At 37.7% G+C, this 15,066-nt stretch carries 13 protein-coding genes; all 13 read left to right on the top strand.

The features are described 5' to 3' along the window. Nucleotides 1-383 precede the first annotated feature (383 nt). The 13 genes from ylqF (at nucleotide 384) to tsf (ending at nucleotide 15,007) form a co-directional block, all read left to right on the top strand. On the top strand, nucleotides 384-1,253 hold the full coding sequence (ylqF, locus tag DVJ99_RS05745) for a ribosome biogenesis GTPase YlqF (RefSeq protein WP_114603492.1): 870 nt from the start codon (nucleotides 384-386) through the stop codon (nucleotides 1,251-1,253). Continuing rightward, nucleotides 1,253-2,029, top strand: a complete 777-nt coding sequence (locus DVJ99_RS05740; protein ID WP_114603491.1) for a ribonuclease HII — start codon at nucleotides 1,253-1,255, stop codon at nucleotides 2,027-2,029. Before ylqF ends, DVJ99_RS05740 begins: the two co-directional genes overlap by 1 nt. 223 nt (nucleotides 2,030-2,252) lie before the next feature. Further along, on the top strand, nucleotides 2,253-3,419 hold the full coding sequence (gene sucC / locus DVJ99_RS05735) for an ADP-forming succinate--CoA ligase subunit beta (protein ID WP_105992976.1): 1,167 nt from the start codon (nucleotides 2,253-2,255) through the stop codon (nucleotides 3,417-3,419). Nucleotides 3,420-3,439: 20 nt separating this feature from the next. Then, nucleotides 3,440-4,354, top strand: coding sequence for a succinate--CoA ligase subunit alpha (sucD, locus tag DVJ99_RS05730; RefSeq protein WP_114603490.1), 915 nt, complete (start codon nucleotides 3,440-3,442; stop codon nucleotides 4,352-4,354). Between the two features lie 226 nt (nucleotides 4,355-4,580). After that, entirely contained in the window at nucleotides 4,581-5,471 is an 891-nt protein-coding gene (dprA, locus tag DVJ99_RS05725) for a DNA-processing protein DprA (protein ID WP_114603489.1), read from the top strand. Between the two features lie 142 nt (nucleotides 5,472-5,613). Further along, nucleotides 5,614-7,680 (top strand): type I DNA topoisomerase, encoded by a 2,067-nt coding sequence (gene topA / locus DVJ99_RS05720; RefSeq protein WP_114603488.1) that lies wholly within the window; start codon nucleotides 5,614-5,616, stop codon nucleotides 7,678-7,680. An 83-nt stretch (nucleotides 7,681-7,763) separates the two neighbouring features. Then, entirely contained in the window at nucleotides 7,764-9,071 is a 1,308-nt protein-coding gene (trmFO, locus tag DVJ99_RS05715) for an FADH(2)-oxidizing methylenetetrahydrofolate--tRNA-(uracil(54)-C(5))-methyltransferase TrmFO (protein ID WP_114603487.1), read from the top strand. A gap of 121 nt (nucleotides 9,072-9,192) precedes the next feature. Continuing rightward, the gene (gene xerC / locus DVJ99_RS05710; protein ID WP_105992971.1) at nucleotides 9,193-10,083 is read left to right on the top strand and encodes a tyrosine recombinase XerC; all 891 of its coding nucleotides are present in this window, start codon (nucleotides 9,193-9,195) and stop codon (nucleotides 10,081-10,083) included. Between the two features lie 2 nt (nucleotides 10,084-10,085). Beyond that, complete coding sequence (gene hslV / locus DVJ99_RS05705) at nucleotides 10,086-10,625, top strand: ATP-dependent protease subunit HslV (RefSeq protein ID WP_114603486.1); 540 nt, start codon at nucleotides 10,086-10,088, stop codon at nucleotides 10,623-10,625. A gap of 80 nt (nucleotides 10,626-10,705) precedes the next feature. Then, nucleotides 10,706-12,112 carry an ATP-dependent protease ATPase subunit HslU gene (gene hslU, locus DVJ99_RS05700; RefSeq protein WP_105992969.1) on the top strand — a complete coding sequence of 469 codons (1,407 nt, stop codon included), beginning with the start codon at nucleotides 10,706-10,708 and terminating at the stop codon, nucleotides 12,110-12,112. A gap of 33 nt (nucleotides 12,113-12,145) precedes the next feature. Further along, a complete protein-coding gene (gene codY, locus DVJ99_RS05695) occupies nucleotides 12,146-12,919 on the top strand; it encodes a GTP-sensing pleiotropic transcriptional regulator CodY (RefSeq protein ID WP_114603485.1) in 774 nt (257 codons plus the stop codon). Between the two features lie 186 nt (nucleotides 12,920-13,105). Next, on the top strand, nucleotides 13,106-13,888 hold the full coding sequence (gene rpsB / locus DVJ99_RS05690) for a 30S ribosomal protein S2 (protein ID WP_105992967.1): 783 nt from the start codon (nucleotides 13,106-13,108) through the stop codon (nucleotides 13,886-13,888). A 237-nt stretch (nucleotides 13,889-14,125) separates the two neighbouring features. Further along, on the top strand, nucleotides 14,126-15,007 hold the full coding sequence (gene tsf, locus DVJ99_RS05685; protein WP_114603484.1) for a translation elongation factor Ts: 882 nt from the start codon (nucleotides 14,126-14,128) through the stop codon (nucleotides 15,005-15,007). Nucleotides 15,008-15,066 lie beyond the last annotated feature (59 nt).

Genomic DNA, 15,066 nt, shown 5'->3' with positions numbered 1-15,066 from the left:
TAAGTTTGAAATCTAAACTATAACTTTTATTCATAATTAAACACCCCAAAAGTTGAATTTTGTAGGTTCAACTTTTGGGGTGCAGTACAAATACAAGGGATAAATGGTCACTAGTTCCATTAGAAAACTTTTCGAATCATAGTGAAATTGATTGGACTAAGAGTGTTGAAGAAATTGATAAACAACTTTACCAAAAATATAAATTGGATGAAAGTGACATTGAATTCATTGAAAAAAAAGTGCAAAAAATGGAATGAATGTTAATTAAAACCGTACTGCAAAACCCATTGTAGTACGGTTTCATTTTTTCATGTCTCTCAAAATATAGTATAATAAAGAGAATGCGAATGAATAAGAACGTTATAAATGAAAGGTGATGAATCATGGTAATTCAATGGTATCCAGGGCATATGGCGAAAGCGAAACGTGAAGTGTCTGAACAATTAAAGAAGGTTGATGTTGTTTTTGAATTAGTAGACGCACGTATTCCTTACAGCTCAAGAAACCCGATGATTGATGAAGTTATTCAAAATAAGCCGCGTGTGGTGATTATGAATAAAAAAGATATGGCAAACTTAAATGAATTAGCCAAATGGGAAGAATATTTCAAAGGTAAAGGTTATTTCCCAGTAGCTGTAGATGCTAAGCATGGCAAGGGTTTAAAACAAGTAGAGCAAGCTGCGATTGAAGCAACAAAAGAAAAGTTCGAACGTGATAAAGCAAAAGGTTTAAAACCGCGTGCAATTCGTGCCATGATTGTCGGTATTCCGAATGTAGGGAAATCTACTTTAATTAATAAACTAGCAAATAAAGCGATTGCGAAAACAGGTAATACTCCAGGCGTTACCAAGCAGCAGCAATGGATTAAAGTCGGAAAGTCGCTTCAACTGTTAGATACACCGGGGATTCTTTGGCCGAAATTCGAAGATCAGATTGTCGGTAAGAAATTAAGCTTAACAGGTGCAATCAAAGACAGTATTGTGCATTTGGATGATGTTGCGATTTATGGATTAGAGTTTTATAAAGCACATGCAATTGAAGCTCTGCAAAAGCATTATAATGTGGATTTAGATACTGAAGCAGAAAATCTAGAATGGTTTGATGCGATAGGGCGCAGACGCGGATTATTGCAGCGCGGAAATGAAGTGGATTATGAAGCGGTCATTGAATTGCTGATTAATGACATCAGAAATGCCAAATTAGGTACACAAAGTTTTGATATTTATAAAGAGATGGCAGATGAAATCAAATAATGGGACAGTCGATTAAAGAAATCAAATCCTTGCTTCAATCTATTGACAGTATAGAAATACTGGATGCACATGAATGGAACCAAGATACTAGAAAAGGTGTACAACAAGCACTTTTAAGCCGCAGGAAACAACTCTTAAAAGCACAAGCGCTGATAGACAAATATGAAACGATGTCAGTATATGAAAATGAAATATTGTCTCAAGATGCACAAGCTGTAATCTGCGGGATCGATGAAGTCGGCAGAGGACCATTAGCAGGTCCGGTTGTCGCATGTGCTGTGATCTTAAACGCTGGTCATGCTTATTATGGATTAGATGATTCGAAAAAAGTTTCACCTGCTAAAAGACTGGAACTTAAAGCAGCACTTGAACAACAAGCGACGTATGCTTATGGTTTGGCAACACCCGAAGAAATTGACGACTTGAATATATATCAAGCGACTCAAGTCGCAATGATGCGAGCGATAGAAGCTTTGCCAAAACAACCGACGCATCTTTTAATAGATGCAATGGAGCTGCCATTAGATATTGCGCAAACTTCGATAATCAAAGGGGACGCGAAAAGTGTCTCAATCGCAGCTGCGAGCATTATGGCAAAAGAATATCGTGATGCTTATATGCGTGAATTAAGTGCAGAATATCCAGGTTATGATTTTGAACATAATGTAGGCTATGGCACAAAAGCACATCTAGCAGGAATAGATAAGCTTGGAGTTACTCCAGAACACAGAAAATCTTTTGAACCTATTAAATCACTTACAACTAAAAATGATTGAAAACAAGGTTGGTGCAAATTGTAAAAATTGGTGCCAACCTTGTGTAATATTCAGAGTAATTTGAAAAACTACTATAATAGTTACAATCTCATATCTACCAAGGTTTCAAGGGATAATTAAAAAATTAACAAAATTGACAAAATAAGCCTCTTTCAGTTTACAATAGCGCTTTCATTTTCTATAATTAACAGTGTACTTAACCTAAGAAACAGGAGGATGGAGAATGAATATCCACGAGTATCAAGGAAAACAAATCTTTCGTTCAATGGGCGTTCCAGTTCCAGAAGGACGTGTAGCATTCACTGTTGACGAAGCAGTAGAAAAAGCTAAAGAATTAGACACTGATGTTTATGTTGTAAAAGCACAAATCCACGCTGGGGGTAGAGGTAAAGCTGGCGGTGTTAAAATCGCTAAGTCATTATCAGAAGTGGAAGCTTACGCTAAAGAATTATTAGGTAAAACTCTTGTAACTCACCAAACTGGACCACAAGGTAAAGAAGTTAAACGTTTATATATTGAAGAAGGCTGCGATATTCAAAAAGAATATTACGTAGGTTTCGTTATTGACCGTGCGACAGATCGCGTTACTTTAATGGCATCTGAAGAAGGCGGTACTGAAATTGAAGAAGTAGCGGCTTCAACACCAGAAAAAATCTTCAAAGAAACTATCGATCCTGTTGTTGGTTTAGCACCATACCAAGCACGTCGTATTGCTTTCAATATCAATATTCCAAAAGAATCAATCAACAAAGCGGCTAAATTCTTAATCGCTTTATACAATGTATTTATCGAAAAAGATGCTTCTATCGTTGAAATCAACCCGCTTGTAACTACAGGCGACGGAGATGTTTTAGCATTAGATGCTAAAATCAACTTTGACGATAACGCATTATTCAGACACAAAGACATTTTAGAATTCCGTGATTTAGAAGAAGAAGATCCAAAAGAAATCGAAGCTTCTAAATACGATTTATCTTACATTGCTTTAGATGGCGACATCGGTTGTATGGTTAACGGTGCCGGCTTAGCTATGGCAACAATGGATACAATCAATCACTTCGGAGGCCATCCTGCAAACTTCTTAGACGTAGGCGGCGGCGCTACAAAAGAAAAAGTTACTGAAGCATTCAAAATCATCTTAGGCGATGATCATGTTAAAGGTATCTTTGTAAATATCTTCGGTGGTATCATGCGTTGCGACATTATCGCAGAAGGTATCGTAGCAGCAGTTAAAGAAGTAGACTTAACATTGCCTTTAGTAGTACGTCTTGAAGGTACAAACGTTGAGTTAGGTAAACAAATCTTAAAAGATTCAGGTTTAGCAATTGAGCCGGCAGCAACAATGGCTGAAGGCGCTCAAAAAATTGTCAAACTTGTCAAAGAAGTCTAAGGAAAGGATGAGACACTAAGATGAGCGTATATGTTGATAAGAACACAAAAGTAATTGTACAAGGTATCACTGGGTCTACAGCCCTTTTCCATACGAAACAAATGCTTGAATACGGTACTCAAATCGTTGCAGGTGTTACACCTGGTAAAGGCGGTCAAGTAGTTGAAGGTGTACCAGTATTCAACACTGTAGAAGAAGCGAAAAAAGAAACAGGAGCAAACGTTTCAGTAATCTACGTTCCAGCTCCATTTGCGGCTGACGCAATTTTAGAATGTGCAGATGCTGAATTAGATTTAGCAATTTGTATCACAGAACATATTCCTGTTCTTGATATGGTTAAAGTTAAACGTTATTTAGAAGATAAACATACACGTTTAATCGGACCAAACTGCCCAGGTGTTATCTCTCCAGATGATTGCAAAATCGGAATTATGCCTGGCTATATCCACAAAAAAGGCCATGTAGGTGTTGTATCACGTTCTGGTACATTAACTTACGAAGCAGTGCATCAATTAACTGAAGAAGGAATCGGACAAACTTCAGCTGTTGGTATCGGTGGCGACCCAGTCAACGGTACAAACTTCATCGATGTATTAGATGCATTCAATAAAGATGAAGATACAAAAGCTGTTGTAATGATCGGTGAAATCGGCGGTACTGCTGAGGAAGAAGCGGCTGAATGGATTAAAGCTAACATGACTAAACCAGTTGTAGGCTTCATCGGAGGACAAACAGCCCCTCCAGGTAAACGTATGGGCCATGCTGGTGCGATTATTTCTGGCGGTAAAGGTACTGCTAAAGAAAAAATCAAAACACTCAATGAAAATGGTGTTAAAACAGCAGATACACCTTCTGAAATCGGTTCAACATTAATTGAAGCGGCAAAAGAAGCGGGTATCTACGAACAATTATTAACAGTTAAAAAAGACGCATAAGTTGCGTTGAAATGAATAGAGAGTCAGACACAGGTTTGCATTTTTTCGCAAATCTGTGTCTTTTCATTTTCATACTTGAGTATTCCTATAGCTATAGATTTATTTATCGTTTTACTTACATATAATAGTAGAAACTCCTAACATTAGGTTCTAATCAGAAAAGTGTTGTCTGAAATATTGATTTCTATGTATAATGACATCAAACAACATAGAAAGCAGGAAAGATATGCCTCATAAAACAATCGATTCAGAACTCCTCAAATTACGCTTTGCCGGCTATTCCACTAGGCAGATATATGCATTATTAAGCAGCAACACCGATTATTTTGATTTGACGCCTAAAGAAAAAATGACAAATCTTCGACATTTTTCAAATCATACTACTTCACGTTATGCCGCAACTTATTATCACAACTATTGTACGCTCAATGTTGAACAAATCCGACGCAAATTAGCTGACTCAAACATTGAGATTATTTCAATTTTTCATCCCCTTTATCCGAAACTGCTCAAAAATATTTATGATCCGCCATTGATTTTATTTTGCAAAGGCAACTTAGATTTATTGCGCGGGCAGAACTATTTAAGTATTGTAGGTTCCAGAGAAGCGACCTCATATACTGAGAAAGCTTTAAGAGTATTAATGGCTGATTTATCTTTGTATCCGTTTGTGATAGTCTCTGGTTTAGCAAAAGGAGGAGACTGCTTTGCACATCAAGCAGCATTGCATCATCATATGCCGACGATAGGTGTCTTAGCATTCGGACATTATCATCATTATCCGAAAGAAACAAAAGCAGTGCGTTCTATAATAGAAAGAAAAGGATTAACTATCAGTGAATATATTCCAAGCGATCCGCCGAAAAAATATAAGTTTCCAGAACGCAATCGTATTATCAGCGGATTAGCACAAGGTGTGATGATTACAGAGTCGAGGGAAAGAAGCGGAGCACAAATCACAGTGGATTTAGCTTTAGAACAAAACCGCAATGTTTATGTGTTGCCGGGCAGTCTCTTTCAATCATTAACACGCGGTAATTTAAAGCGTGCGCAAGAAGGTGCAAAGATTGTACTTTGTGCACAAGATATTATTGAAGATTATCAACAGATTGAGTGATACAATAGATGGAATTATCACTAATATTGATGTCAATCGTTGATATTCATGTAAATTAAAATATTGACAAATGTAAAATAAACCGTTTATCATTTATCTTTGTAACAAGGAACATTTAATTGGAGCAAAGGGGGATCCTACTTTGGCAGATAATTTAGTCATAGTTGAGTCGCCTGCAAAAGCAAAAACAATTGAAAAATATTTAGGGAAACGTTATAAAGTTATCGCTTCAATGGGGCATGTCAGAGATTTGCCGAGAAGCCAAATGGGCGTAGATGTTGAAGATGATTTTGAACCCAAATATATTACGATTCGTGGTAAAGGACCGGTCGTTGCTGAATTAAAGAGACATGCTAAAAAAGCAAAGAAAATCTTCCTAGCAAGTGACCCCGACCGTGAAGGTGAAGCAATTGCATGGCACTTAGCAAACATTTTAAAATTAGATGAAAATGCTAAAAACCGAGTTGTATTTAACGAAATTACTAAGGATGCAGTAAAAGAAAGTTTTAAAACGCCGAGAAGTTTAGAGCGTAATCTAGTCGATGCGCAGCAAGCACGCCGTATTGTAGACAGATTAGTAGGTTACAATATTTCACCGGTATTATGGAAAAAAGTTAAAAAAGGACTTTCAGCTGGGCGTGTACAATCTGTTGCGTTGCGTCTAGTGATTGACCGTGAAAATGAAATCCGTAATTTCAAACCAGAAGAATATTGGAAAATCGAAGGGAAATTCCGCTATAAAAAATCGACTTTCACAGCAAAATTCCTTCATTATAAGCACAAGCCTTATAAATTGAAAAATAAAGATGATGTAAAATTTGTGACGGATCAGCTTGACGGCGAGAATTTCGAAGTGACAAAAGTGACACGCAAAGAGAAAAAACGTAATCCAGCAAATCCATTCACAACTTCTACTTTGCAACAAGAAGCTTCTAGAAAACTAGGCTTCAAAACGAGAAAAACTATGATGGTTGCACAGCAGCTGTATGAAGGTATAGATTTAAAACGCCAAGGTACAGTCGGTTTGATTACTTATATGCGTACTGACTCTACACGTATCTCTGCAGATGCAAAAGCAGAAACGAAAGATTACATTACTGAAAAATACGGTAAAGAATATATTTCTCATCGCAAGGCATCAGGCAAACAAGGGGATCAAGATGCCCACGAAGCGATTCGTCCTACGAAAACTTTGCGTACACCTGATGAGATGAAAGCATATTTGACGAAAGACCAATATCGTTTGTATAAATTGATTTGGGAACGTTTTGTCGCAAGTCAAATGGCACCTGCTGTAATTGATACAGTAGCGATGGACATTGAGCAAAACGATATTAAATTCCGTGCGAATGGCCAATCTATCAAATTCAAAGGTTTCATGACTTTATATGTGGAATCAAAAGATGAAGAAGAAGAGCAAAATAAACGCTTGCCGATTATCGAAGAAGGCGAAACAGTCATTGCGACAAACATCGAACCTTCTCAACACTTTACACAACCGCCGCCAAGATATACTGAAGCGCGCTTGGTTAAAACGTTGGAAGAACTTAAAATCGGAAGACCTTCTACTTATGCACCGACGATTGACACCATTCAAAAGCGAAACTATGTTAAATTGGAAAGTAAGCGGTTTGTGCCGACAGAGTTAGGTGAAATCGTGCATGAACAAGTAAAAGAATACTTCCCTGAAATCATTGATGTCGAATTTACAGTCAACATGGAAACATTACTTGATAAAATCGCAGACGGCGATGAAAAATGGAGAAATGTTGTAGCGAATTTCTATGGCGGGTTCAAAGATGATGTAGAACGTGCTGAAAAAGAAATGGAAAAAATCGAAATCAAAGATGAACCGGCTGGAGAGGATTGCGAAAAATGCGGTGCTCCGATGGTAATTAAAATGGGACGTTACGGCAAGTTCATGGCTTGTTCCAACTTCCCAGATTGCAGAAACACGAAAGCTATCGTTAAAGAAATCGGCGTAAAATGCCCGAAATGCAAAGATGGCGAAGTCGTTGAACGCAAATCTAAAAAAGGAAGAATCTTTTACGGTTGTTCGAACTATCCAGAATGCGACTATATTTCATGGGACAAACCAGTAGGCAGAGATTGCCCTAAATGCGACCATCACTTAGTAGTACGTAAAAAAGGACGTTCAAGCCAAGTGGTTTGCTCAAATTGCGATTATAAAGAAGAAGTTCAAAAATAAAGCCAGAGTTGAGAGGTTGGACACAAAACGGCACTACGCTAATTGCGTCTTGCCTCTTTTCATCTGATTGAGGAGGATTATTAATGACAGACACAGTTAATGTAGTTGGTGCTGGTCTAGCAGGATCAGAAGCAGCGTATCAGCTGGCACAAAGAGGAATTAAAGTGAATTTAATCGAAATGCGTCCAGTAAAACAAACACCTGCGCATCATACGGATAAATTTGCGGAGTTGGTTTGTTCAAACTCTTTACGCGGTAACTCACTGACAAACGCGGTAGGTGTGTTGAAAGAAGAAATGCGCCGTTTAGATTCATTGATTATCAGAGCGGCAGATAATGCACGTGTGCCTGCTGGCGGTGCGTTAGCTGTAGACAGACATGATTTCGCAGGATATATTACGGATACATTGAAATCACATCCGAATATTACGGTTATCAATGAAGAAATCGAACAAATCCCTGAAGGCTATACAATTATTGCGACAGGACCTTTAACAACAGAAGGCCTTGCTAAAGAAATTGTAGACATTACAGGCGAAGATCAGCTTTACTTCTATGATGCAGCTGCGCCTATCATTGAAAAAGATACAATCGATATGGATAAAGTGTATTTGAAATCAAGATATGATAAAGGCGAAGCAGCTTACTTAAACTGTCCGATGACAGAAGAAGAATTCGATAGATTCTACGATGCAGTATTAAAAGCTGAAACTGCACCAGTGAATGAATTCGAGAAAGAAAAGTATTTCGAAGGCTGTATGCCGTTTGAAGTGATGGCAGAACGCGGACGCAAAACATTATTGTTCGGTCCAATGAAACCAGTCGGCTTAGAAGATCCTAAGACAGGCAAACGTCCATTTGCGGTCGTTCAATTACGTCAAGACGACGCAGCAGGCACGTTGTATAATATTGTCGGATTCCAGACACATTTAAAATGGGGTGCACAAAAAGATGTCATCCGTCTGATTCCTGGTTTAGAAAATGTAGATATTGTACGTTATGGTGTTATGCACAGAAACACATTTATCAACTCACCGGATGTATTAAGCGAAACGTATCAATTGAAAGGCCACGACAAAGTATACTTTGCAGGTCAAATGACTGGTGTTGAAGGTTATGTAGAAAGTGCCGCAAGCGGTTTAGTTGCGGGCATCAACGTTGCACATAAACTTCAAAACAAAGCAGAAGTCATCTTCCCGCGCGAAACAATGATCGGCAGCATGGCATACTACATTTCACATGCTAAAAACAATAAGAACTTCCAACCTATGAATGCAAACTTCGGTTTAGTGCCTTCATTAGAGAAACGCATTAAAGACAAAAAAGAGAGATATGAACAACAAGCAAATCGTGCGTTAACGTATTTAGAGAATTTTAAGCAAACATTGTGATAAATTATGAATATTTTGATAAAATGGATTTGTGTTTAGAAAACGTTTGCGGTTTCGAGACTTAAATCACTGCAGCTCCCTCTGTCGATATGCTACAATGCAAATGATGGAGGGGTTTTTATTGAATAAAATCCAAGACAATTTTTTATATATGCTGAAAGTTGAACGCTTTTTTTCTAAACATACTTTGAAATCATATCATGATGATTTAATTCAATTTAACAGCTTTTTAGAACAAGAGCATTTACAATTAAAATCTTTCGAATATAAAGATGCGAGAAATTATTTATCATATTTATATTCAAAAGGCTTGAAAAGAACAACAGTTTCTCGTAAAATTTCAACGTTACGGTCTTTCTATGAATATTGGATGACACAAGATGACACAATTATTAACCCATTTGTTCAACTCGTGCATCCGAAAAAAGAACAATACTTACCACACTTCTTCTATGAAGAAGAAATGAGTGCACTCTTTGAAACCGTAGAAGAAGATGGAACAAAAGGTATGCGAGATCGTGTCATTTTAGAATTATTATATGGTACTGGTATTCGAGTTTCAGAATTAGTGAACATCAAGTTAGAGGATTTAGATTTAAATTCGCCGGGTGTCAAAGTATTAGGTAAAGGTAATAAAGAACGCTTTATTCCTTTTGGAAATATGTGCAGAGAAAGTATCGAACGTTATCTTTCTGAGTTTGCGCCGATTAAGAAAGCAGCGCATGATTATCTGTTGGTTAATATGAACGGACGTCCGATTACAGAACGCGGCGTACGCTATGTATTGAATGACATAGTGAAGCGGACTGCAGGCGTGACAGATATTCATCCGCATAAGCTGCGCCATACGTTTGCGACACATATGCTGAATGAAGGTGCAGATTTAAGAACGGTGCAATCACTGCTCGGCCATGTTAACTTATCGACGACTGGCCGCTATACACATGTTTCTAATCAACAATTGCGCAAAGTGTATTTAAATGCACATCCTCGAGCTAAAAAGGAGAAATAGGAATGAATAATTCAATTCATGCGACTACAATATTTGCGGTACGGCAAAACGGCCATGCGGCAATGGCTGGCGATGGTCAAGTGACACTTGGACAACAAGTCATTATGAAACAAACTGCACGCAAAGTCCGCAGACTTTATAACGGCAAAGTCTTAGCAGGGTTTGCAGGCAGTGTGGCAGATGCATTTACGTTGTTTGAAAAATTCGAAACGAAATTGCAAGAATTCAGCGGCAATTTGGAACGAGCAGCTGTTGAACTTGCACAAGAGTGGAGAGGCGATAAACAGCTCAGACAATTAGAAGCAATGCTGATTGTAATGGATAAAGATGCCATTTTGGTTGTCAGCGGTACTGGAGAAGTGATTGCTCCGGATGACGATTTAATTGCAATCGGTTCTGGCGGCAACTATGCTTTAAGTGCTGGACGTGCTTTGAAACGCCATACGGAAATGGAAGCAAAAGACATTGCTTATTCAAGTTTGAAAGTCGCTTCAGAGATTTGTGTCTTCACAAATGACAACATTATTGTCGAAGAATTATAAATACATTAAACATTAAGACAACGCTATTTTTTCCAGTTCATGGGAAGAAGGTAAAATATATATTGGAGGTTGATCAACGAATGGATGCTAGCGCTATTAAACTTACCCCTAAAGATATTGTATCTCAACTCAATGAGTACATTGTCGGACAAGATGACGCTAAGAAAAAAGTAGCCATTGCTTTGAGAAACAGATATCGCCGAAGTCAGTTGGACGAAGAATTAAAACAAGAAATCGTTCCTAAGAACATTTTGATGATTGGTCCAACTGGTGTGGGTAAAACTGAAATCGCAAGAAGAATGGCTAAAATCGTTGGTGCACCGTTTATCAAAGTTGAAGCAACGAAGTTCACGGAGGTAGGCTATGTAGGACGCGACGTCGAAAGCATGGTACGTGACTTGGTTGATGTAGCTGTAAGACTTGTTAAAGACGGCAGGAAAGAACAAGTTAAAGATGAAGCGGTCAAAAAAGCAAATGATAAATTAGTGAAATTACTTGTACCAAGTATGAAGAAAAAAGCGAACCAAAATGCAGGAAATCCTTTTGAATCATTATTCGGAGGCATGATGCCGAACTTTGGCAATAATGATGAAGAAGAGGAAGAACCGCCGACAGAAGATATTAAAACAAAACGTTCTGAAATTCGCAGACAATTATTAAACGGCGAATTAGAAGAAGAAAAAGTACGTATTAAAGTGGACCAAGATCCTGGCGCAATGGGTATGCTTGGTACCAACCAAAATCAACAAGTTCAAGATATGATGAATCAATTAATGCCTAAGAAAAAAGTGGAACGTGAAGTTCCGGTTAAAACTGCACGCAAGATTTTAGCAGATAACTATGCAGATGAACTTATCGATCACGAGACAGCAAACCAAGAAGCGTTGGAATTAGCTGAGCAAATGGGTATTATCTTTATTGATGAAATAGACAAAGTAGCAAGCAATAATCAAGCTGGCGGACAAGATGTTTCAAGACAAGGTGTACAAAGAGATATCTTGCCGATTGTCGAAGGAAGCGTTGTACAAACGAAATACGGCAGTGTGAACACAGAACACATGCTCTTTATCGGAGCAGGTGCGTTCCACGTATCAAAACCAAGTGATTTGATTCCTGAATTGCAAGGGCGCTTCCCGATTCGTGTTGAACTTGAAAGTTTATCAGTCGAAGACTTTGTGAATATTCTTAAAGAGCCTAAACTTTCTTTAATCAAGCAATATGAAGCGTTATTGCAAACAGAAGAGGTTACGGTCAACTTTACAGATGAAGCTATCACACGTCTCGCTGAAACTGCTTTCCAAGTCAATCAAGATACTGACAATATCGGAGCAAGACGTTTACACACGATTTTAGAAAAAATGTTAGAAGATCTTTCTTACGAAGCACCTGGAATGCCTAATGCGGTAGTAGAGATAACAGCACAATATGTTGATGACAAGTTGAAATCTATTTCTACGAATAAAGATTTAAGTGCATTTATCTTATAAACTTATAATTATAAATACAAAAGGAGAGGAAAAATGAGTTTACTTTCAAAAACAAGAGAATTGAATACACTGTTGCAAAAACATAAGGGAATTGCTGTTGACTTTAAAGACGTTGCGCGAAAAATCAGCGAGGTTACTGTAACAAACGTATTTATTGTTTCACGCAGAGGTAAAATTCTTGGCGCAAGCTTAAATGAATTGCTTAAAAACAGTCGAATCAATCAAATGTTAGAAGACCGCCATATCCCAGCTGAATATACTGACAAATTAATGGATGTTAAACAAACTGAATCAAATATCGGAATCGATGATGAGTTATCTGTATTCCCTCCGGAAAACAGAGATGCGTTTATCGACAGCAAAACAACAATCTTCCCAGTACTTGGGGGAGGTGAGCGTTTAGGTACGTTAGTACTTGGACGTGTAACAGACGGCTTTGACGAGAATGATTTAGTATTAGGCGAATATGCGGCTACTGTATTAGGTATGGAAATCTTGCGTGAAAAACACAGCGAAGTCGAGCAAGAAGCACGCGATAAAGCTGCAATCAACATGGCAATTAATTCATTGTCTTATTCGGAAAGAGAAGCTATCGAGCATATCTTTGAAGAACTTGGCGGCAAAGAAGGTTTATTAATCGCATCTAAAGTTGCAGACCGTGTCGGCATTACGAGATCAGTAATCGTTAACGCATTGCGTAAATTAGAAAGTGCTGGTGTGATCGAGTCTCGTTCACTTGGTATGAAAGGTACTTTCATCAAAGTTAAGAAAGAACAATTCTTAGATGAATTAGAAAAAACGAAATAATCGTTGATTAACTGACAACTTAACTTTTAAATATTGCTTTATGCAGAGCAATATGTTATATTTAATGACGGCTATAGAGCCGATAACGCACATAAACTGCTGAAATGCAAAGGGTGCGATGTGATTTTCGTCGTTTTTGTATGAGCGGTTTATGGAGGAAAATAACCAAATTGGAGGATTTTAATCATGGCAGTAATTTCAATGAAACAATTGCTAGAAGCAGGTGTTCACTTCGGTCACCAAACACGCCGTTGGAACCCAAAAATGAAAAAATATATTTTCACTGAAAGAAATGGTATTTATATCATCGACTTGCAAAAAACAGTGAAAAAAGTTGACGAAGCTTACAACTTCTTAAAACAAGTATCTGAAGACGGCGGTAAAGTCTTATTCGTAGGTACTAAAAAACAAGCGCAAGAATCTATCAAAAATGAAGCTGAGCGCGCTGGTCAATTCTACGTTAACCAAAGATGGTTAGGCGGAATCTTGACTAACTACAAAACAATCTCTAAACGAGTTAAACGTATTTCTGAAATTGAAAAAATGGAAGAAGACGGCTTATTCGAAGTATTACCTAAAAAAGAAGTAGTTGAAATCAAAAAAGAATACGACCGCTTAATCAAATTCTTAGGTGGTATTCGTGATATGAAATCAATGCCTCAAGCATTATTCGTAGTTGACCCTCGTAAAGAGCGCAACGCAATTGCTGAAGCACGTAAATTACACATCCCGATCGTAGGTATCGTTGATACTAACTGCGACCCAGATGAAATTGATTACGTAATTCCAGCAAACGACGATGCTATCCGTGCCGTTAAATTATTAACTGGCAAAATGGCTGACGCAGTCTTAGAAGGTCAACAAGGTGTTTCTAACGAAGAAGTAGCTGCTGAACAAAACATCGACTTAAACGAAGATGACAAAGGTGAAGCAAAAGAAACTGAAGAAACTTCTGTTGAATCAAACTAAGAATAATTCAAAATGGGTGATAAGATCTAGAGGCTTATCACCTTTTTTTAAAAATAATATTAATAAAATTTGAAGATTATGTTGATGCACTTGACGTGCACAGCATGAATTTTGAAAATAAAAGAATAATCAGATATTGCAAGTTTAAAGCAAGGCAAATAGAGTTATATTTATACAGAGAACTGATATACTATATTTGACTGATTATATTATGTTATATAAATGGAGGAAAATTGAATGGCACAAATTACAGCTAAATTAGTTAAAGAATTGCGCGAAAGAACTGGCGCAGGTATGATGGATTGTAAAAAAGCATTAGTAGAAACTGATGGCGACATTGAAAAAGCAATCGACTACCTACGTGAAAAAGGTATTGCTAAAGCTGCTAAAAAAGCAGACCGTATCGCTGCTGAAGGTATCACTTATGTTGGAGTTGAAGGCAACGATGCTGTAATCGTAGAAATCAACTCAGAAACTGACTTCGTAGCACGTAACGAAGGATTCCAAGAGCTAGTTAAAGAAATCGCACAACACATTCTTGAAACTAAACCAGAATCAGTTGAAGCATTGTTAGAAACAAAATTAGCTACAGGCGACACTGTTTCTGAACGTATCAACAAAGCAATCTCAACTATCGGTGAAAAATTAAGCTTACGTCGTTTCGCTATCAGAACTAAAGGCGACAACGATGCATTCGGTGCATACGAACACATGGGCGGCCGTATCAGCGTATTAACTGTAGTAGAAGGTACTACTGATGCTGAAGCTGCTAAAGACGTTGCAATGCACATCGCTGCTATCAATCCTAAATATGTTTCTTCTGATCAAGTAAACGAAGAAGAACTTGCTCACGAAAAAGAAGTATTAAAACAACAAGCATTAAACGAAGGCAAACCAGAAAAAATCGTTAAAAAAATGGTTGAAGGCCGTTTACGCAAATATTTACAAGAAATTTGTGCAGTTGACCAAGACTTCGTTAAAGATCCAGACGTTACAGTTGAACAATTCCTTAAATCAAAAGGCGGTAAATTAACTGACTTTGTACGCTATGAAGTAGGCGAAGGTATGGAAAAACGTAGCGAAGACTTTGCTGATGAAGTTAAAGGACAAATGAAATAATAATCTATTAAAATGTTGAACAAGAAAGAAGACACCCTTGTATATCTATATAAATGCAC

The sequence above is a fragment of the Staphylococcus sp. EZ-P03 genome (genome assembly GCF_003344575.1).
GTDB lineage: Bacteria > Bacillota > Bacilli > Staphylococcales > Staphylococcaceae > Staphylococcus > Staphylococcus simulans_B.
This window is presented reverse-complemented; position numbering and strand designations above follow the sequence as displayed.